Origin of the sequence: Burkholderia contaminans (genome assembly GCF_029633825.1) — a bacterium.
Classification (GTDB): domain Bacteria; phylum Pseudomonadota; class Gammaproteobacteria; order Burkholderiales; family Burkholderiaceae; genus Burkholderia; species Burkholderia contaminans.
Window position 1 is genome coordinate 2,912,283 of the sequence record NZ_CP090640.1, and the last position, 19,526, is coordinate 2,931,808.

Genomic DNA, 19,526 nt, shown 5'->3' on the forward strand with positions numbered 1-19,526 from the left:
TCGGCGATACCAAGGTAGAGCAGCATGAAGACGATTCAATGGTGCAGTCCCGGGCGAATCGGCCGCGCGATCGGTCGCCTGACGATGGCGGGATATCTGGTGCTGGCACCTTGCATGCAAGTCATGGCGCAGGGCTCCATCGGTGCGACAGCACTGGATTGCAGTTTCAGCAACCCGGAAGCGTCACCGTGGAAAATGATCACGCCGTTGACGAGCATGACGCCGCAAAACGCGATCCTGTACCAGCGCACCGTCTCTCTGATGGTGTCGTTCAAGTACGGCACGGCGCCAGTGGCGCACGAACTCGTGAGTGCCGCCCATTGGGTGCCGGGCGCAGTCGTCGCGGACGGCATCGCACCGACGAACGTCAACGGCATCGGCTTCAAATGGGTTGGCGTGTCCGGCGACGACACCGAACGCGCGCTGCAGCAACACGCGCTGCCGATGGCGACCGCGAAGATCAACCTCGATCGCGCGGGCGGCGGCGATACCGACTCGCGGTTCATACGCTTTCGACAGTATCTGGTGCTCGACAAGCCGGCTTCGCAATTGCCGCAGGAAAAGCTGGTCGTCAAGAACCTGCCGGGCAATCCGACCGTCGCGATTTACGCGCTCGACTTGCCCAAAGGCACCGCGACGATTGGCGGCACGGTGACGGTGCCCGAGCAGCCCACGCCGGCCAACCTGTGCAAGCAGCTGAAGACTTTTGTCGGCGTCGGCAACGTGTGCATCGGCAGCGAATGCGAGATCCATGTGCCGAATCGTTGCGAGATTCAGTCGAACTGGATCGTGCCGGTGACGCTCGGCAATTTCTCGATCAGCAATTTTCCGAGCGTGAACGCGACGTCGAAGCCGGTCAGTTTCGACATCGCGCTCAGTCAATGCGCGGCGTCGGCCAAGCCGGCGATCAGCTTCCGCGACAAGGCCGCGAAGCCGAATCCGGACAAGACGTTGCTGCAGCTGAGCGCGCCGGCCGGGCAGACGGTCGCACGCGGGTTCAACATCGTGATGACGAACGCGTTGACCGGCGAGCGGATCGCGTACGGCGAGCCGGGCGCAGCCGCCGAGTACCCGATGCGGCGCACGGGCGACATGGCGGTGATGCCGTTGCGTGCGCAGTACATCCGTACCGGCGGGGAAGGCGAGTTGGCGCCCGGCTATGCGGGCGGCGGGGCGGAATTCTCCTTCACGTTTCCGTGATCGCGGCGCGCGATGCGGCCTCATCACGAAACCCGCAGAGCAAAGCACCATTTGTTGGTTCGGATTCGCCGCGTGCGCTGATACGTTAGCGGCTTCGCGACGGCACACTCCGTCGCGATGTGTGTCGAACCGTGCCGCCGCGCGATCCGCGGCGGCCTTCATAACAAATCAGGTCGTGCTCATGAAATTCCACACGCTCGCTACGTGGCTCGTCGGAGCCGCGCTCATTACTGCAGGCACCGTCGCGCATGCGGACCGTCTCGACGACATCAAGAAGGCCGGTGTGCTGCGCGTCGCAACGTTCGACAGCAACCCGCCATTTGGCTATGTCGATGGCAAAAGCAATCACATCGTCGGCCTCGACGTCGATTACGCGAAGGCACTCGCCGACAAGCTCGGCGTGAAGCTGCAACTGCAACCGACCAATCCCGCGAACCGCATTCCGTTCCTGACGTCCGGCAAGGTCGACCTCGTGCTCGCGAACTTCACGATCACCGACGAGCGCGCGAAGCAGGTCGACTTCAGCATCCCGTATTTCTCGTCGGGCCAGCAGTTTCTCACGAAGAAGGGCGTACTGAAATCGGCCGACCAGCTGAACGCGCTGCGCGTCGGCGCCGACAAGGGCACGACCAACGAGATCACGCTGCGCGAGAAATTCCCGAAGGCGACGATCGTGGCGTACGACGACACGCCGTTCGCGTTCGCCGCGCTGCGCGCGGGCAACGTGCAGGCGATCACGCAGGACGGCCCGAAGCTGATCGGCCTGCTCGCGAACGTGCCGGACAAGCAGAACTACGAGATCCCGGCGTTCACGATCTCGAACGACTACATGGGCGTCGGCGTGCCGAAGGGCGAGACGCGCCTGCTCGGCTTCGTCAACGACACGCTGAAGGGGCTCGAGGCAAGCGGCCGCGCCACGCAGATCTACGACGCATGGTTCGGGCCGACGACGAAGACACCGCTCACGCGTATCTTCCGCATCGGCGACAAGACCTGACAGGTCCCGCACGCGCGCCGCGATCGGCCGGTACACCGGCCGCGCGGCGCTTTTTGTTTTCATCCGACCGCGCGCGTCGTGCGCGCTCTACAGCATGTTCGGGTTGGCTCCCAAATATTTGTCCTGGCTCTGGCAGGGCTTCCTGCTGACGCTCGGCCTCGCGGCTGCGTCGGCCGTCGCAGCGACCGCCGGCGGGCTGCTGCTCGCGGTCATGCGGCATGCGCGCGGCATGGCGCCGCGCACGGTGGCGGCCGCGTACGTCGTCACGTTCCGCAACACGCCGCTGCTCGTGCAGTTGCTGTTCTGGTATTTCGGCGTCGCGTCGTTGCTGCCCGATACGTGGATCGCGTGGCTGAACGCGCGCCATGCGTTGAACGTCGGCCCGTTCACGCTTGCGTGGCCGTCGTTCGAATTCGTCGCGGGCTGGGTCGGGTTGAGCGCCTATACGGCCGCGTTCGTCGCCGAGGAGTGCGAAGCCGGCCTGCGCGGCGTGCGCCGCGCGCAACACGACGCGGCGGCCGCGCTCGGCCTCACGCCGATGCAATCGCTACGTTACGTGGTGCTGCCGCAGGCCGTGCGCATCGCGTTGCCGCCGCTGTTCGGCCAATACATGAATCTCGTGAAGAACTCGTCGCTCGCGATGGCGATCGGCGTGGCCGAGTTGTCGTATGCGTCGCGGCAGGTCGAGACGGAGACGTTCAAGACGTTCGCCGCATTCGGCGTGGCGACTGTGCTGTACGTCGCGGCGGTGGCCGCGATCGAAGCCGGCGCGTATGCGGCCACGCAATGGCGCGATCGGCTGGGAGCGGGGCGCTGACGATGGATCTTTCGCTGCTGTTCGCCAATCTGCCGTACCTGCTCATCGGCGCGTTCCCGGATGGGCCGCTCGGCGGTGCCGCGCTGTCGCTGCTGCTCGCGATCGCGTCGGCGGCAGCCTCGGCCGTGCTCGGCATCGTGCTCGGCGTTGCGATGGCGCTCGCACGCGGCCCGGCGCGCGTGCTGCTGCTTGCGTTCATCGGATTCTTCCGCGCGATTCCGGTGCTGATGCTGATTTTCTGGACGTATTTCCTGATGCCCGTGCTGCTGCACATGGATGTGCCGGGGCTCGCGACGGTCGTATGCGCGCTCGCGCTGATCGGCGGCGCGTATCTCGCGCACGCAGTGCATGCGGGTATCGTCGCGGCCGGCGACGGGCAATGGCAGGCCGGCCTGTCGCTCGGGCTCACGCGCTGGCAGACGGTGCGCTACGTGCTGCTGCCGCAGGCAATCCGGATCATGACGCCGTCGTTCGTCAACCAGTGGGTCGCGCTCGTGAAGGACACGTCGCTCGCGTATATCGTCGGTGTGCCGGAGCTGTCGTTCGTCGCGACGCAGGTGAACAACCGGCTGATGGTGTATCCGGCGCCGATCTTCCTGTTCGTTGCACTGATCTATCTGGTGCTGTGCACGTCGCTCGACGGTGCGGCACGCTGGCTGCTGTCGCGGCGCCCGCGCGCGGAACGCATCGCTCAGGTGGCGGCCGAGTATACGGAACCCGCGCGATGACGCTTGCTGCGCCGTTTCGAATGGCCGAAGAGGCCAGCGGACAGCGCGCCAGACAGGTCAGGCCCGGCAGGCAGGGAGAGGGACAAGGAATGTGGAGAACCTGCCGCGCGCGCCGCTGCTCGTCGAGCGACGGCGGGCAGCAGGTGCATCACGACGCCGAGTAATGCGTATTGAAGACGGCGCGCAACGTCGATGAATCGGTCGCGAAATCGCCCCACAGCGGCCCGTCGTTCTGCGCGAACGCAAACGACGTTGTGTTGATCGACGCGAGCCGGAAGCGCCATTGCGCCGCTTCCTGGCGGAAGGCGGTGAGCTGCATGTCGGACAGCGCCGTCTGCGCGCTCGCGAGCGTGACGAGCGGATCGACCGGATTGTTTGCCACGCGCACCTCGAAGTGCAGGTGGGGGCCCGTCGCGGCGCCCGTCATCCCGACCGAACCGATGCGCTGTCCCTGCTTCACGGTCTCGCCCGTCTTGAGGCCGTGCGCGAATGCGGACAGGTGCGCGTAGTAGGTCGAGTACCCATCCGCATGATCGACGATCACGTAGCGGCCGTAGCCGCCCGGATCGGTGCCGACGAACGACACGACGCCGTCGGCCGCCGCATCGACCGGCGTGCCGCTCGGCGCGGCGAGATCGACACCCGTATGGAACGCCATCGCCTGAGACAGCGGGTGAATGCGTTCGCCGAAGAACGAACTGATGCGCGTCCACTTCACCGGCATCGTGAACGCGGCGGCTTCGAGCGGCGAACCGTCGAGCGCGTAGTACGCGCCGTGTTCGGCGCCCGGCGCGCGGAACCAGATCGCGCCGAACGTGCGGCCGGCGACGCGCAGCTCCAGCGCGGTGAGGTGCGGGGTGCCGTTGTTCGTGTCGTACGCGACGCGGTAATAGTCACCACGCTGCGCGCTCGCCCGCATCGCGACCTTGCCGGTGACGAGATCGCCGAGCTGGATGCGCACCTCGGGCGGTACGTCGAGACGGTTCAGCGTATCGGACAGCGTGAGCTCGATGTTGCCCGCGCGCATCCCTTGCTGGTGTTCGGGCGGGGCAAGCTGGAACAGGCTCGCATAGCCGAGCATCTCGTTGCGGTGCGCGCTGAGCGGCGCGAACAGGCCCGGCTGCTGGCTGCGGTCGTTGCGTTCGCCGGCATCGTTGCGCTCGCCGATCGTGCGGGCGAGCTCGCTCGTCACGAAATGCTGCGCGGTGGGGAACGGCGTGTCGGACAGCACGCGCTGCGGCAGCGCGGCCGTGCCCGAATCGACGGCGCCCGGCAGTTGCGACACGGCCGGCAGCGCGGCGAAGCCGAGTGCGGCAAGGGCGCCGAGCACGGCGGCCGGCACGAGCGCGCGCGCAATGCGCTGCGCGCGGCCGGGCGCGAAAGCATCAGGGGTAGCGGCAGACTTGACCAAGGTGTCCACATCCAGGAAAGCGGTTCAAAGGGGGTGTGGGCGGGGGCCGCCGGCGGCACATCCGTCGAACGGCGACGGGGCGGGCGGCGGGCGTGCAACAAAACAGGCCCCGCCAGGGGCCTGTGTCGTTTCCGTTCGACCCAACCTGCGGGGCGGTGCCCGCTTCGAACGGCGGCGTGCATGCCGGGTCGTACCCGGTTATCACGAAGACGCTAAAGAAAGATGACAGCGTCAGTCTACCGATGTTCCGCGAAACGTTAAAAATTTTAAAGAGGGTCAGCTCATTCGTTTCGCAGTGCGGTAAATCGGGTTAAATCAGCATTTATTACGACAATTTACGTCAGCCCGGCAATTTGTGCGCGCGGATTCGCAGCGCGGCGGACGTGCGCACGGTGTCGAAGCCGGCGTCGAGCATGGCCTCGGCGTCGTTCCACAGATTGCCGCGCAGCCGGTTGGTCCAGATCATCGACGCGAACACGCCTTCGAGCAGCGACACGAGATAGACGGCGGCCAGGTGCACGTCGAGATCGGCGGCGACTTCGCCGGCCGCGATCGCGCGGCGCAGCAGCGCCTTCGTGATCCGCAGCATCTGCAATTCCAGCAGCATGCGGCGCCGCTGCAGCGCGCCGTTCTCTTCGCTCTGCTCGCATTTCGTATAGAGGATCACGAGCACGCGCTGCATCGGGCCCGGCTCGCCGCATTCCTGCAGATAGTGCGACGCGGCGCGCCGCAGCGTGGCGAGCGGGGGCAGCCCTTCGCCCGCGTCGAAGCCTTCCGACGTGCGCGCGAACGCGCGGTCGCACATCGCAAGACACACCTCCATCTTGTTGCGGTAATGGCCGTAGACGGCGCCCCGTGACATCCCGGCGGCCTCGGCGAGGTCCGCCATCGCGGTTTGCGCCACGCCTTTCTCGAGCAGCACGAGCTCGGCGGCGTCGAGGATCCGGTGCTTGATGGCGAGCGATTCTTCGCGGGTCTTGCGGGCCATGTCCTGAAATTCCTTACAGTTCGCTGTCGTTTTATTGAGACAGTGTGACGGTCAGATTGAAGCGGCGTGTATTTAATCAGTCGTGACTGATTATAATCGGCCACCCTGAGCCGCCGCATTTTATCGGTGGCGAACGATCCGAGGTCACACATGAACAACAATCGCTCCCTGTTGCGCCACCGACTGGCGCCGTTCGCGCTGGCGGCCGTGCTGGCCCTGGCCGGATGTGGGAAGGGCGACAAGGACGCCGCGCCGGAGGCCGCGAAACAGGCGACGGTCGTGACGGTGCGCCCGACGGCCGTGCCGATGACCGTCGAATTGCCGGGCCGGCTCGACGCCTACCGGCAGGCGGAAGTGCGAGCGCGAGTCGCGGGCATCGTGACCGCGCGCACCTACGAGGAAGGCCAGGAAGTGAAGCAGGGCGCGGTGCTGTTCCGCATCGATCCCGCACCGCTGAAGGCCGCGCGCGACGCCGCGCAGGGCGCGCTCGCGAAGGCGCAGGCCGCCGCGCTCGCGGCGACCGACAAGCGCCGCCGTTACGACGATCTCGTGCGCGATCGCGCGGTGAGCGAGCGCGACCACACCGAGGCCGTCGCGGCCGACACGCAGGCGAAGGCCGAGGTCGCGTCCGCGAAGGCCGAGCTCGCACGCGCGCAGTTGCAGCTCGACTACGCGACCGTCACCGCGCCGATCGCGGGCCGCGCGCGGCGCGCACTCGTGACCGAAGGCGCGCTGGTCGGCCAGAGCGAGGCGACGCCGCTCACGACTGTCGAGCAGCTCGATCCGATCTACGTGAACTTCTCGCAGCCGGCCGCCGACGTCGACGCACTACGCCGTGCGGTGAAGAGCGGGCGCGCGACGGGCATCGCGCAGCACGACATCGCGGTGACGCTGCTGCGCGCCGACGGCACCGCATATCCGCTGAAGGGCAAGCTGCTGTTCAGCGATCTCGCGGTCGATCCGACCACCGACACCGTCGCGATGCGCGCGCTGTTTCCGAATCCGGAGCGCGAGTTGCTGCCGGGCGCGTATGTGCGGATCGCGCTCGACACGGCGGTCGACCAGCGGGCGATCCTCGTGCCGCGCGATGCGCTGCTGCGCACGACCGACCGCATGTCGGTGCGGGTCGTCGGCACGAACGGCAAGGTCAAGGACGTCGAGGTCACGGCCGACCAGATGAGCGGCCATGACTGGCGCATCACGCGCGGCCTCGCGGGCGGCGAGCGCGTGATCGTCGACAACGCCGCGCAGTTCGCGCCCGACACGGCCGTCAAGCCCGTCGAAAAGGCGCCGCCGTCGAAGGCTGCGCCGGCAGCGGCCGCTTCGCAGGCGGCCGCCCGTCAAACCTGACTGGTCAACACCACACCACCATGGCACGTTTCTTCATCGATCGCCCTGTCTTCGCGTGGGTGATCGCAATTTTCATCATGCTGGGCGGCGCATTCGCGATCCGCGCGCTGCCCGTTGCGCAGTACCCGGACATCGCGCCGCCCGTCGTCAGCATCTATGCGACGTACCCGGGCGCGTCCGCGCAGGTCGTCGAGGAATCGGTGACCGCGCTGATCGAGCGCGAAATGAACGGCGCGCCGGGGCTGATGTACACGTCGGCCACCAGCAGCGCCGGGGCGGCGTCGCTGTACCTGACGTTCAAGCAGGGCGTGAATGCCGATCTCGCGGCCGTCGAAGTGCAGAACCGGCTGAAGACGGTCGAGGCGCGGCTGCCGGAACCCGTGCGGCGCGACGGCATCCAGGTCGAGAAGGCCGCCGACAACATCCAGCTCGTGGTATCGCTGACGTCCGACGACGGGCGGATGACCGACGTGCAGCTCGGCGAATATGCGTCGGCGAACGTCGTGCAGGCGCTGCGTCGCGTCGAGGGCGTCGGCAAGGTGCAGTTCTGGGGTGCCGAGTACGCGATGCGGATCTGGCCCGACCCGGTGAAGATGGCCGGGCACGGCCTCACCGCGTCGGATATCGCGTCGGCCGTGCGTGCGCACAACGCACGCGTGACGATCGGCGACATCGGGCGTAGCGCGGTGCCGGCCAGCGCGCCGATCGCGGCGACCGTGTTCGCCGATGCGCCGCTGAAGACGCCCGCCGATTTCGGCGCGATCGCGCTGCGCACGCAGGCCGACGGCTCCGCGCTCTACCTGCGCGACGTCGCACGCATCGAGTTCGGCGGCAACGACTACAACTATCCGTCATACGTGAACGGCAAGGTCGCGACCGGCATGGGCATCAAGCTCGCGCCGGGCTCGAACGCGGTCTCCACCGAGAAGCGCGTGCGCGCGACGATGGACGAGCTGTCCGCGTATTTTCCGCCGGGCGTGAAGTACCAGATCCCGTACGAGACGTCGTCGTTCGTGCGCGTATCGATGAACAAGGTCGTCACGACGCTGATCGAAGCCGGCGTGCTCGTGTTCCTCGTGATGTTCCTGTTCATGCAGAACCTGCGTGCGACGCTGATCCCGACGCTCGTCGTGCCGGTCGCGCTCGCGGGCACGTTCGGCGTGATGTATGCCGCCGGTTTCTCGATCAACGTGCTGACGATGTTCGGGATGGTGCTCGCGATCGGCATCCTCGTCGACGATGCGATCGTCGTGGTCGAGAACGTCGAGCGGCTGATGGTCGAGGAGGGGCTCGGGCCTTACGACGCGACCGTCAAGGCGATGAAGCAGATCAGCGGCGCGATCATCGGGATCACCGTGGTGCTGACGTCGGTGTTCCTGCCGATGGCGTTCTTCGGCGGCGCGGTGGGCAACATCTACCGGCAGTTCGCGCTGTCGCTCGCGGTGTCGATCGGCTTCTCGGCCTTCCTTGCACTGTCGCTGACGCCCGCGCTGTGTGCGACGTTGCTCAAGCCCGTGTCGGGCGACCATCACGAGAAGCGCGGCTTCTTCGGCTGGTTCAACCGCCTGGTCGCCCGCTCGACGCAGCGCTACGCGACGCGCGTCGGCACGATGCTGAAGAAGCCGGTGCGCTGGCTCGTCGTGTACGGCGTGCTGACCGGCGCTGCGGCGCTGATGCTCACGCAGTTGCCGACCGCGTTCCTGCCGGACGAGGACCAGGGCAACTTCATGGTGATGGTGATCCGGCCGCAAGGCACGCCGCTCGCGGAAACGATGCAGAGCGTGCGGGAAGTCGAGTCGACCCTCCGCCGCGACGAGCCGACCGCGTTCACGTATGCGCTTGGCGGCTTCAACCTGTACGGCGAAGGGCCGAACGGCGGGATGATCTTCGTCACGCTGAAGAACTGGAAGGAACGCAAGAGCGAAGACGCGCACGTGCAGGCGATCGTCGCGCGCATCAACGAGCGCTTCGCGAGCACGCCGAACACGACGGTGTTCGCGATGAACTCGCCGGCGTTGCCCGATCTCGGCTCGTCGAGCGGCTTCGACTTCCGGCTGCAGAACCGCGGCGGGCTCGATTATGCGACGTTCAGCGCCGCGCGCGAGCAGTTGCTCGCGACGGGCCGCAAGGATCCGGCGTTGACCGACCTGATGTTCGCCGGCACGCAGGACGCGCCGCAATTGAAGCTCGACATCGATCGTGCGAAGGCGTCCGCGCTCGGCGTGTCGATGGACGAGATCAACACGACGCTCGCGGTGATGTTCGGCTCCGACTATATCGGCGACTTCATGCACGGCACGCAGGTGCGGCGCGTGGTCGTGCAGGCCGACGGGCTGCACCGGCTCGATCCGGACGACGTGAAGAAGCTGCGCGTGCGCAACACGCGCGGCGAGATGGTGCCGCTCGCGGCGTTCACGACGCTGCACTGGACGCTCGGGCCGCCGCAGCTCACGCGCTACAACGGCTTTCCGTCGTTCACGATCAACGGCTCGGCCGCGGCAGGCCACAGCAGCGGCGAGGCGATGACCGCGATCGAGCGGCTCGCCGGGAAGCTGCCGGCCGGCACCGGTTTCTCGTGGTCGGGGCAGTCGTTCGAGGAGCGGCTGTCGGGCGCGCAGGCGCCGATGCTATTCGCGCTGTCGGTGCTCGTCGTGTTCCTCGCGCTCGCGGCGCTCTACGAGAGCTGGTCGATTCCGTTCGCGGTGATGCTGGTCGTGCCGCTCGGCGTGATCGGCGCCGTGCTCGGCGTCACGCTGCGGATGATGCCGAACGACATCTACTTCAAGGTGGGGCTGATCGCGACGATCGGGCTGTCCGCGAAGAACGCCATCCTGATCGTCGAAGTCGCGAAGGACCTGGTCGCGCAGCGCATGTCGCTCGTCGATACGGCGCTCGAAGCCGCGCGCCTGCGGTTGCGGCCGATCGTGATGACGTCGCTCGCGTTCGGTGTCGGCGTGCTGCCGCTCGCGTTCGCGTCGGGCGCCGCGTCCGGCGCGCAAATGGCGATCGGCACCGGCGTGCTGGGCGGCGTGATCACGGCGACCGTGCTCGCGGTGTTCCTCGTCCCGCTGTTTTTCGTGATCGTCGGCCGCCTATTCGACGTCGGCCCGCGCCGGCGCGGCGAGGCACAGCCGGCGACGATGGAGGGTTCTCAATGATGTTTGCGCTGAATGCACGCGCCGCGCTGCGGGCCCGGTGGCGCTGGCCGCCGCGCTCGCGCTGGCCGGCTGCACGCTCGCGCCGCGTTACGAGCGGCCGGCGGCGCCGGTGCCGGCGACCTATGCGCCGGTCGACGGCGGTGCCGCGCCGGCGGCCGAGGCGTCGCCCGCCGACGCCGCGCTGCTCGACGACTGGCGCACCTACTTTACCGATGCCGCGCTGCAGGCGTGGATCGACGCGGCGCTCGCGAACAACCGCGACCTGCGCGTTGCGGCCGGCCGCCTCGAGGAAGCACGCGCGCTGTACGGCGTGCAGCGCGCGGATCGGATGCCGTCGGTCGATGCGAATCTGGGCTATGACCGTACGCGCCAGTACGACCCGGTCGTGCGCGAAAGCGCGATCAGCGGGCTGTATCGCGCGGGCGTCGGCATCAGCGCGTACGAGCTCGACCTATTCGGCCGCGTGCGCAGCCTGTCCGACGCGGCGCTCGCTGACTATTTCGCGACGGCGAACGCGCAACGCACGGTACGCATCGGCGTGATCGCCGACGTGGCGGGCGCCTATGTATCGGAGCGCGCGCTGCACGAGCAGCTCGCGCTGGCGCAGCGCACGCTGGATACCCGCGAACGCATGGCCGCGCTCACGCAGCGCCGCTATGCGGCCGGCACGAGCGACGCGATCGAGCTGCGTTCGGCCGAGATGCTGGTGGCATCCGCGCGCGCGTCTCAGGCTGCACTGCAGCGCGAGCATGCGCAGTCCGTGCGCGCGTTGCAGTTGCTCGCGGGCGACTTCGCGCGCCATGTGCCGGATGACACGACTGCGCTCGACGCACTGTCGATCGCGCCCGTGGCGCCCGGTGCACCGAGTGCGCTGCTCGAACGGCGGCCGGACATCCGGCAGGCAGAGGCACGCCTCAAGGCCGCCAACGCGCAGATCGGCGCCGCGCGCGCGGCGTTCTTCCCGCGCATCACGCTGACGAGCGACTACGGCTCGGTCAGCGATGCGTTCTCGAGCCTGTTCAGCGGCGGCACGAACGTGTGGACGTTCGCGCCGCGCCTCACGCTGCCGATCTTCGCAGGCGGACGCAATCGCGCGAACCTCGACGTCGCGAAAGCGCGCAAGCACATCGCGGTTGCCGATTACGAGAAGACGGTGCAGACCGCGTTCCGTGAAGTGGCCGACGCATTCGCCGCGCGCGACTGGATCGATCGCCAGCTCGCCGCGCAGCAGGACGTGTATGCGGCCGACGGCGCTCGGCTGAAGCTCGCGGAGCGCCGGTACGCGGGTGGCGTGGCAACGTATCTCGAACTGCTCGACGCGCAGCGCAGCACGTACGAGTCGGGGCAGGAGCTGATCCGGCTCAAGCAGCTCAGGCTCGCGAATGCGATCACGCTGTACCGCGCGCTCGGCGGCGGCTGGTCGCCGGCGTCGGCGGAAGCCGCGGCTTCCGCGTAAGGCCCGTCGCCCGACGCGACGACGCGTCGGGCGGCATGACCGCGGCGGTACGCTTCGGCGTGCCGCCGCCGCTTCCTTCGATCCGCACCGCTGTTCCAGCGATATCTTTCCCCCACTGACAGGCTGGTCAGGACGCTTTTCATCGTGTCGCAATGCGCACGCGTGCGTTCCGGAACAGCCCTCGTCTTGCGACCGCTCGTGTCGCCGTTCCGCGCAAACGTGTGCGGGTCATTTCTCCTTCCTTCTCCCATGCGATGCGGTCCGGATGTCGGGCTCCGGCGACCGCTCGTGCGTGCGATTTACGATCCGGAATTGACGATCGAATTAATCATTTATTGGAAATAATGAGGGCGGCAAAGTGTCGCAGTAAAACGTTTGTACTCAGTGCGCAATCGTTTGCGCGAAAAAATTATATTGATTGAATCGATCTTTAATTTCCTGTTTGTTGAAAATGATTTGATATCGGTGTTGCCGCCGGACAACGATGGCGGCTCTGGACAATGTTTTGTCCTTTTCGCGGATGATTTCCCCAGAGCCAATGCCAGCAAGGGCGGGCGGGGTGGTGTCGACTATATCTCGAAAATTTCTTTAATCTTCAATTGCTTCCGTCGAACAAAAAAGGACTGCGGATAAAAATCACGGGATTGGAAATCGACGGGAAATAGTGTGGATTTAGAGGGCTGAATCGAACATTGTCAGAAGCATTTGACAATGATTTACAGAAAACTTTCATGATTATCTCGATAATGCCGCCTCGTGTCGGACGGAAGCCACCATGCGCTGCCGTTTGTGTCCGCCACGTCAACTACTCCATTTGCAGTCCTTACGGGAAACGTCATGAAAAAATCCATCCTGACCGCTGTCGCACTCGCGGCCCTGTCGACCTCGGCCTTCGCAGCGGGCACCGGCACGATCAACTTCACGGGCGAGATCGTCGCGGGCGCATGCGGCATCGATTCGGGCTCGGTCAACCAGACCGTGAACCTCGGCAAGGTGCCGACCAACGTGTTCAAGCAGGCCGGCGACAAGTCCACGCCGACCAACTTCGACATCAAGCTGACCGACTGCGACACGAGCGTCGCGCAGAACGCGTACTTCACGTTCACGGGCACGTCGAGCGCAGGCCAGCCGAAGCTGCTCGCGACGATCGGTTCGGCGACCAACGTCGGTATCCGCCTGCAGGCAGCGTCGGGTGAATACCTCGACAACGGCGCCGAACAGAAGGCACCGACCGTGCTGCAGAACGGCACGAACATCGCGCGCTTCGCTGCGATGTACGAAGCGACCGCAGCCGGCGTGACGCCGGGTACCGCCGACGGCGTCGCGAACTTCACGGTTCGCTACCAGTAAGCCGCCGTACCGGGGAAGGGTGCGCGCACCCTTCCTCGTTCGCTTTTCCTCCTTTTTCTCCCTCCCTGGACTTCCGGTAGCGCCGCGTGCGAATCAGACATTCCTTCCTTTGCGTCTCCGTGCTGGTGGTCGGCAGCCAGAGCCATGCGACGGAATTCAATTCGTCGTTCCTGAACATCGATGGCTCGAACAACGTCGACCTGTCGCAGTTCTCCCAGGCGGACTTCACGCTGCCGGGCGAGTACATGCTCGACGTGCAGGTCAACGACCTGTTCTACGGGCTGCAGGCGATCGAATTCATCGCCGTCGACACGTCGGGGGCGGGCAAGCCGTGCCTGCCGCCGGAACTCGTCGCGCAGTTCGGGCTGAAGCCGTCGCTCCTGAAGGACCTGCCGCGCTTCCAGGGCGGACGTTGCGTCGACCTCGGCGCGATCGAGGGCGCGACCGTGCGCTACCTTAAAAGCGACGGGCGGCTCAAGATCACGATTCCGCAGGCCGCGCTCGAGTTCACCGATTCGACCTACCTGCCGCCGTCGCGCTGGTCCGAGGGGATTCCGGGTGCGATGCTCGACTATCGCGTGATCGCGAACACGAACCGCAACTTCGGGACGGGCGGCCGCCAGACGAATTCGATCCAGGCCTACGGGACGGTGGGCGCGAACTGGGATGCATGGCGCTTTCGCGGCGACTACCAGGCGCAATCGAACGTGGGCAATACGGCCTACGCGGACCGCACGTTCCGCTTCAGCCGGCTTTATGCATTTCGTGCGTTGCCGTCGATCCAGTCGACGGTGACGTTCGGCGACGACTACCTGACTTCCGACATCTTCGACACGTTCGCGTTGACGGGCGCGTCGATCCGCAGCGACGATCGCATGCTGCCGCCGTCGCTGCGCGGCTATGCGCCGCTGATCTCGGGCGTCGCGCGCACCAACGCGACCGTGACCGTTTCACAGGCAGGCCGCGTGTTGTACGTGACGCGCGTGTCGCCGGGCGCGTTCGCGCTGCAGAACATCAATACGAGCGTGCAGGGCACGCTCGACGTCGCGGTCGAGGAAGAGGACGGCAGCGTGCAGCGCTTCCAGGTGACGACGGCCGCCGTGCCGTTCCTCGCGCGCGCCGGGCAATTGCGCTACAAGGCCGCCGTCGGCAAGCCGCGCCAGTTCGGTGGCGCCGGCATCACGCCGTTCTTCGGCTTTGGCGAAATCGCCTACGGCCTGCCGTTCGACGTCACGGCGTACGGCGGCTTCATCGCCGCGTCGGGTTATACGTCGATCGCGCTCGGCCTGGGCCGCGATTTCGGCGCGTTCGGCGCGCTGTCGGCCGACGTCACGCATGCGCGGGCGAAGCTGTGGTGGAACGGCGCGACCCGCAACGGCAACTCGTACCGCATCAACTATTCGAAGCACTTCGACGGGCTCGATGCCGACGTGCGCTTCTTCGGCTATCGCTTCTCCGAGCGCGAATACACGAACTTCGCACAGTTCTCGGGCGACCCGACCGCGTACGGCCTCGCCAACAGCAAGCAACGCTACTCGGCGACGCTGTCGAAGCGTTTCGGCGATACCTCGACCTATTTCTCGTACGACCAGACGACCTACTGGGAACGCGCGAACGAGCAGCGCGTCGGCCTCACGCTGACGCGGGCGTTCTCGATCGGCACGCTGCGCAACCTGAACGTGAGCGTGTCGGCGTTTCGCACGCAGAGCGCCGGTGCAAGCGGCAACCAGGTCTCGGTCACCGCGACGTTGCCGATCGGCGGCCGTCACACCGTCACGTCGAACCTGACGACGGGCAGCGGCAGCACGAGCGTGAACGCGGGCTACATCTACGACGATCCGAGCGGCCGTACGTACCAGGTCAACGCGGGTGCGACCGACGGGCGCGCGTCGGCGAACGCGAGCTACCGCCAGCGCTCGTCCGCGTATCAGCTGACCGCGCAGGCGTCGACGCTCGCCAACGCGTATGCGGCGGCATCGCTCGAAGTCGACGGTTCGTTCGTCGCGACGCAATACGGCGTGTCGGCGCACGCGAACGGCAATGCGGGCGATACGCGCCTGCTGGTGTCGACCGACGGCGTGCCGGATGTGCCGCTGTCGGGCACGCTCTCGCATACCGATTCGCGCGGCTATGCGGTGCTCGACGGCATCTCGCCGTACAACGTGTACGACGCGACCGTCAACGTCGAGAAGCTGCCGCTCGAAGTGCAGGTGACGAACCCGATCCAGCGCATGGTGCTGACCGACGGCGCGATCGGCTTCGTGAAGTTTTCCGCCGCGCGCGGCAGCAACCTGTACCTGACGCTGACCGACCCGGCCGGCAAGCCGCTGCCGTTCGGTGCATCGGTGCAGGACGTGGCGAACGGCAAGGAACTCGGCATCGTCGGCGAGGGCGGTGCGGCGTTCCTGACCCAGGTTCAGCCGAAGTCCACGCTGGCGGTGCGGGCGGGCGAACGCACGCTCTGCACGATCGACGCGCTGCCGAACCAGCTCCAACTCGAAGGCACGCCGATTCCGGTGACGTGCCAGACGCCCGGCGAGTCGCATGCAGCGGCTGCGCGGGTCGAACGATGAATTCACGGATCCAGCGATGAAAAACAGCTTCTCCCTTTCCTTTCCGCTGCGCGCATGGTGCGTGCTCGCAACCGCCGGTACGCTGTTCGCAGGCGCCGCGCAAGCGGCGATCGTGCCTGACCGCACGCGCGTGATCTTCAACGAAGGCGAACAGGCCGCGATCGTCACGATCACCAACAAGAGCGCGACGTACCCGTATCTCGTGCAGTCGTGGCTCGAGGACGCGAACGGCAACAAGATCACGTCGCCGCTGATGGTCGTGCCGCCGCTGCAGCGCGTCGAGGCGAACGAGCGCAACGTGCTGCGGATCGCGAAGCTGCCGGGCACCGAGCTGCCGGCCGATCGCGAAACCGTGTTCTACCTGAACATCCGCGAAGTGCCGCCGAAGACGGATACGCCGAACACGCTGCAGATCGCGCTGCACACGCAGATGAAGCTGTTCTATCGCCCGAAGGCCGTGCAGCCGGCGCGCGAAGTGGACTGGACGCTGCCGATGACGTTGCGGGTCGACTCGGCCGCGCACACGCTCGTGTTCGACAATCCGACGCCGTATCACATCACGATCGTCAACCTGGCTGCGGGGGCGCAGAAGACGCAGGTGCCGCTGGAGCCGGTGATGGTGAGCCCGATGAGCAGGACGGACGTGCCGTTCAAGGCCGCGACGCCGTCGACGCTGTTCGTCACGCATGTGGACGACTACGGTGGCCAGGTGGCGGTGGAGTATGCGTGTGAGGCAGGTGCTTGCAAGAGCGTGAAGAAATGAGCGGGGGCGCAAGACAACGCGTGTCGCCGCTCGCGGCATGGTTGCGCTGGGCCGTGCTCGCGATGCTGATCGCGGCGGTGCAGCCGGCATGGGCGCTGCGCTGCCTGAGCGACGGCGGCGCGGATTCGCTGACCGAACCGATCGGCGGTGTCGCATCGTATCCGACGGACGCGCAGGACGGGTACGTGATCTGGGTATCGCCGCCGCGCACGACGACGGGCTACTGCTACAAGGACTACGGCGGGGACGCGCTGAAGTTTTCCGAGAAGGTTTACTTCTACGCGAACCCGAGATCGCAGGATCCCGCCGCATGGGGACTGGAAATCGGCATTCGCTATGGTGGCCAGGACTATTTCGGCCTGGGTAGCGGACCGAGCGCGCGCGTGGAAACCAACACGACAGTAGGCACGTGTTCGCAATGGGACTTTGACCGGGGGCGCTGCGAGAAGGTGCCGCTCAGCATTACCTATCAGGTGGTGATACGCAAGAAGGGCCAATGGATGCAGCCGCCGAACGATATCTATGCGGTCTTTCAGTTCGACGGCAAATACGGCCTCAACGCGGCCCGATCGAGTTTTCAGTACCGGCTGAGCGGGTTGTCGCGCCTGAAGCCGACGCCCTGCCTGGTCGACGTGCTGGTGACGCCCGAGCCCGGCATCGTCAATTTCGGCCAGGTGCAGGCGTCCGGCAATGGCTTCCTGCCGGCAGTGCCGCGCCGGCGGTTCTCGTTGTCGCTGACGAAGAAATGCAGCATCCCGATTCGCGTCGACGGTTATTTCGAGGCGACCAAGGGCACCGTGCAGAATGGTTTGCTGGTGCCGGCGGCGAACAGCAATTTCGGGATCGGCCTCGAGGATAGCCAGGGCAAGCCGATCGAATTCAACAAGCAGTTCACGCTCACGCAGTTTGCGGCCAACGTCGCGAATCAGACCGTGTTGCTCGATGCGGTGCTCAAGTCGTTCGGACCACCGAAGATCGGGCCGTTCGACGCGTCCGCCACGATCCGGATTTTCCTGTATTGAGCGTGGTGCGGTGCGAGCGACGAGTGTCGAAAAACACGTCGGCTGCACCGGAATTGCATTGACGAACTGACGGAGGAGAAGGGGATGTATCCGAGACGCAGTATCGTCGCGGCCATGCTGGCCGTGTCGGCAATGGGCGGGGTTCACGCACAGACAGTATCGGCGGGCGGTTATTCGTTGACCGTGATCGGCGACCTGGGCGGGCCGCGCGATAGTCGCTACAACGGCAGCGCCGGTTCCCCGGCGCCTTGTGTCATTTACCGCACCCAGCGACAAACCTTGTGATGGTGATGCTCGAAGTGACACACGCGGTGCGGATGCGCTTCGGCGATGACCGGCACGAGTACGGCGGCGGCGAGCGCCGCGACGGTCAGGGTTTTGAGTAGCGTCTTCATGTTTGAGGTCCTGTCGTTGAATAGTGGGTCACGGGAGCGGCAGCGCATCACCACTGCGGCCGCTGATCGTCGCGATGGTCGTCCCGGCGATCGTCGCGGCGGTCGTCATGCCCGCCGCGATGCTGAGCCTCCCAGTCGCGGCGCTCCCAGTAGCGATTTCCGTCCCAGTAACGATCGCCATGCCAGCCGATCGTGACTTCGGCCGGGGCAGGATAGGCGACGCAGCCGGTGAGCATCACGCTCGACAGCGCACCCAGCATGACAGCGGACAGCACGATGGATTTCATGTTTGTTCTCCCTGGGGAAACGGCACGTCGATCGTACGGGCCCTCAAAATTTCACGTGGTAAGAAGTTGCTACCGCACATGACACGACACCCCAGGCGTTTCGTCGGAACCGGTGAAAGCAGCGGTAGCCGTATCCGCCGGACAGACGCATCGTTGGCCGCCTGCCACGACGGGCACCATGCGTCCCATCTGCCCCGGTAACGATTCCGTCGATTGTTCAGACAAATCCTGACAACCGGAAGGGGTATCTCGTAATCGTATTGAGAATGATTTGCGTTTACGTTAAATTTCGCTATCTCGGAATTTGACGGAGCAGATCGATGGCGATGGCGGAAGTGCTCGACCGACCGGCGGCGGCAGCGGCAAACCCGTTCCTCGGCAGTTATCCCGACCGGCCGCCGCGTGCGCGCCGCACCGCGGAGCCTCGTGCGCAGGGCGCGTTGCTCGACGTGCTGATCTCGCATCGCGCGATGCTCGTCAATGTCGCGCGCGGCTTCGTCGGCTGCGCGAGCCGCGCCGAGGACGTCGTGCACGACGTGTTCGTGAAGCTCGTCGAATTCCCGAACCAGGATGCGGTGCGCCAGCCGGTCGCGTACGTGACGCGGATGGTGCGCAATGCGTCGATCGACGCGTGCCGCCGGCAAAGCCTCGAGAACGTCTATCACACGGAAGAGGACGACGGCTTCGACGTGCCGTCGCCCGAGCCGACGCCGGAAGCCGCGCTGCTGACCCGCGACACGCTGCGGCGCGTGTGGGCGGCGCTCGACGATCTGCCGGCGCGCAGCCGTGCAGCCTTCGAGATGGTGCGGCTGCGCGAGGAGACGCTGCAGACCGCGGCGCGCGCGCTGAACGTGTCGCAGACGCTCGTGCATTTCATGGTGCGCGACGCGGAGCGTCACTGCGCGGAATGCCTCGACGCGTGCCATCGCGGCGTCGAGTGCCCGGTGTTCCTGGGCGGCCGCGCACGGCGCCGGTAAAAAAACGGGCCGGCCAACCGTCTATCAGACAGGAGCGGCCGAAACCGCCGCTTC

General features: G+C 66.2%; 15 protein-coding genes and 1 pseudogene. 12 read left to right on the forward strand and 4 right to left on the reverse strand.

What is annotated here, in order from left to right:
- Nucleotides 1–24: 24 nt before the first annotated feature.
- The 4 genes from LXE91_RS13590 (at nt 25) to LXE91_RS13605 (ending at nt 3,742) form a co-directional block, all read left to right on the forward strand.
- A complete protein-coding gene (locus tag LXE91_RS13590) occupies nt 25–1,200 on the forward strand; it encodes a fimbrial protein (protein ID WP_039358692.1) in 1,176 nt (391 codons plus the stop codon).
- A 181-nt stretch (nt 1,201–1,381) separates the two neighbouring features.
- Complete coding sequence (locus LXE91_RS13595; RefSeq protein WP_039358690.1) at nt 1,382–2,197, forward strand: ABC transporter substrate-binding protein; 816 nt, start codon at nt 1,382–1,384, stop codon at nt 2,195–2,197.
- A gap of 94 nt (nt 2,198–2,291) precedes the next feature.
- Nucleotides 2,292–3,014, forward strand: a complete 723-nt coding sequence (locus LXE91_RS13600; RefSeq protein WP_039358687.1) for an amino acid ABC transporter permease — start codon at nt 2,292–2,294, stop codon at nt 3,012–3,014.
- A gap of 2 nt (nt 3,015–3,016) precedes the next feature.
- A complete protein-coding gene (locus LXE91_RS13605; protein ID WP_039359015.1) occupies nt 3,017–3,742 on the forward strand; it encodes an amino acid ABC transporter permease in 726 nt (241 codons plus the stop codon).
- A gap of 148 nt (nt 3,743–3,890) precedes the next feature.
- On the opposite strand, the gene LXE91_RS13610 is transcribed toward LXE91_RS13605, so the two are convergent.
- Both LXE91_RS13610 and LXE91_RS13615 read right to left on the reverse strand, forming a co-directional pair.
- Nucleotides 3,891–5,153: a M23 family metallopeptidase gene (locus LXE91_RS13610; protein ID WP_039359014.1), complete on the reverse strand. Its 1,263-nt coding sequence runs from the start codon at nt 5,151–5,153 to the stop codon at nt 3,891–3,893.
- 340 nt (nt 5,154–5,493) lie between these two features.
- The gene (locus tag LXE91_RS13615) at nt 5,494–6,141 is read right to left on the reverse strand and encodes a TetR family transcriptional regulator (RefSeq protein ID WP_039358684.1); all 648 of its coding nucleotides are present in this window, start codon (nt 6,139–6,141) and stop codon (nt 5,494–5,496) included.
- 150 nt (nt 6,142–6,291) lie between these two features.
- Here LXE91_RS13615 and LXE91_RS13620 point away from each other — a divergent pair, with 150 nt between their 5' ends.
- From LXE91_RS13620 to LXE91_RS13650, 7 genes and pseudogenes are all read left to right on the forward strand, one after another.
- On the forward strand, nt 6,292–7,491 hold the full coding sequence (locus LXE91_RS13620; RefSeq protein WP_039358681.1) for a MexX/AxyX family multidrug efflux RND transporter periplasmic adaptor subunit: 1,200 nt from the start codon (nt 6,292–6,294) through the stop codon (nt 7,489–7,491).
- A gap of 20 nt (nt 7,492–7,511) precedes the next feature.
- On the forward strand, nt 7,512–10,649 hold the full coding sequence (locus LXE91_RS13625) for a multidrug efflux RND transporter permease subunit (protein WP_039358678.1): 3,138 nt from the start codon (nt 7,512–7,514) through the stop codon (nt 10,647–10,649).
- A pseudogene (locus LXE91_RS13630) lies at nt 10,649–12,105 on the forward strand (efflux transporter outer membrane subunit). The gene LXE91_RS13625 and the pseudogene LXE91_RS13630 overlap by 1 nt, the downstream one beginning before the upstream one ends.
- Before the next feature lie 837 nt (nt 12,106–12,942).
- Nucleotides 12,943–13,455: a fimbrial protein gene (locus LXE91_RS13635; RefSeq protein ID WP_039358675.1), complete on the forward strand. Its 513-nt coding sequence runs from the start codon at nt 12,943–12,945 to the stop codon at nt 13,453–13,455.
- 86 nt (nt 13,456–13,541) lie between these two features.
- On the forward strand, nt 13,542–16,028 hold the full coding sequence (locus tag LXE91_RS13640) for a fimbria/pilus outer membrane usher protein (RefSeq protein WP_321200021.1): 2,487 nt from the start codon (nt 13,542–13,544) through the stop codon (nt 16,026–16,028).
- 16 nt (nt 16,029–16,044) lie between these two features.
- Nucleotides 16,045–16,791, forward strand: a complete 747-nt coding sequence (locus LXE91_RS13645) for a fimbrial biogenesis chaperone (RefSeq protein ID WP_039359009.1) — start codon at nt 16,045–16,047, stop codon at nt 16,789–16,791.
- A complete protein-coding gene (locus LXE91_RS13650; RefSeq protein WP_039358672.1) occupies nt 16,788–17,813 on the forward strand; it encodes a fimbrial protein in 1,026 nt (341 codons plus the stop codon). The genes LXE91_RS13645 and LXE91_RS13650 overlap by 4 nt, the downstream gene beginning before the upstream one ends.
- Nucleotides 17,814–18,070: 257 nt before the next feature.
- Here LXE91_RS13650 and LXE91_RS13655 read toward each other — a convergent pair whose 3' ends face one another.
- Nucleotides 18,071–18,208, reverse strand: coding sequence for an HHHH-motif protein (locus LXE91_RS13655; protein ID WP_172625590.1), 138 nt, complete (start codon nt 18,206–18,208; stop codon nt 18,071–18,073).
- A gap of 47 nt (nt 18,209–18,255) precedes the next feature.
- Complete coding sequence (locus tag LXE91_RS13660; RefSeq protein WP_039358669.1) at nt 18,256–18,495, reverse strand: hypothetical protein; 240 nt, start codon at nt 18,493–18,495, stop codon at nt 18,256–18,258.
- A 320-nt stretch (nt 18,496–18,815) separates the two neighbouring features.
- Here LXE91_RS13660 and LXE91_RS13665 point away from each other — a divergent pair, with 320 nt between their 5' ends.
- On the forward strand, nt 18,816–19,472 hold the full coding sequence (locus tag LXE91_RS13665; protein ID WP_039358666.1) for an RNA polymerase factor sigma-70: 657 nt from the start codon (nt 18,816–18,818) through the stop codon (nt 19,470–19,472).
- The last annotated feature ends 54 nt before the right edge of the window (nt 19,473–19,526 follow it).

What these genes read in the sequence shown, in the direction of transcription:
- LXE91_RS13590 (WP_039358692.1), top strand. Translation starts at nt 25, where the DNA reads ATGAAGACGATTCAATGGTGCAGTCCCGGGCGAATCGGCCGCGCGATC.
- LXE91_RS13595 (WP_039358690.1), top strand. Translation starts at nt 1,382, where the DNA reads ATGAAATTCCACACGCTCGCTACGTGGCTCGTCGGAGCCGCGCTCATT.
- LXE91_RS13600 (WP_039358687.1), top strand. Translation starts at nt 2,292, where the DNA reads ATGTTCGGGTTGGCTCCCAAATATTTGTCCTGGCTCTGGCAGGGCTTC.
- LXE91_RS13605 (WP_039359015.1), top strand. Translation starts at nt 3,017, where the DNA reads ATGGATCTTTCGCTGCTGTTCGCCAATCTGCCGTACCTGCTCATCGGC.
- LXE91_RS13615 (WP_039358684.1), bottom strand. Translation starts at nt 6,141, where the DNA reads ATGGCCCGCAAGACCCGCGAAGAATCGCTCGCCATCAAGCACCGGATC.
- LXE91_RS13620 (WP_039358681.1), top strand. Translation starts at nt 6,292, where the DNA reads ATGAACAACAATCGCTCCCTGTTGCGCCACCGACTGGCGCCGTTCGCG.
- LXE91_RS13625 (WP_039358678.1), top strand. Translation starts at nt 7,512, where the DNA reads ATGGCACGTTTCTTCATCGATCGCCCTGTCTTCGCGTGGGTGATCGCA.
- LXE91_RS13635 (WP_039358675.1), top strand. Translation starts at nt 12,943, where the DNA reads ATGAAAAAATCCATCCTGACCGCTGTCGCACTCGCGGCCCTGTCGACC.
- LXE91_RS13645 (WP_039359009.1), top strand. Translation starts at nt 16,045, where the DNA reads ATGAAAAACAGCTTCTCCCTTTCCTTTCCGCTGCGCGCATGGTGCGTG.
- LXE91_RS13650 (WP_039358672.1), top strand. Translation starts at nt 16,788, where the DNA reads ATGAGCGGGGGCGCAAGACAACGCGTGTCGCCGCTCGCGGCATGGTTG.
- LXE91_RS13655 (WP_172625590.1), bottom strand. Translation starts at nt 18,208, where the DNA reads ATGAAGACGCTACTCAAAACCCTGACCGTCGCGGCGCTCGCCGCCGCC.
- LXE91_RS13660 (WP_039358669.1), bottom strand. Translation starts at nt 18,495, where the DNA reads ATGAAATCCATCGTGCTGTCCGCTGTCATGCTGGGTGCGCTGTCGAGC.
- LXE91_RS13665 (WP_039358666.1), top strand. Translation starts at nt 18,816, where the DNA reads ATGGCGATGGCGGAAGTGCTCGACCGACCGGCGGCGGCAGCGGCAAAC.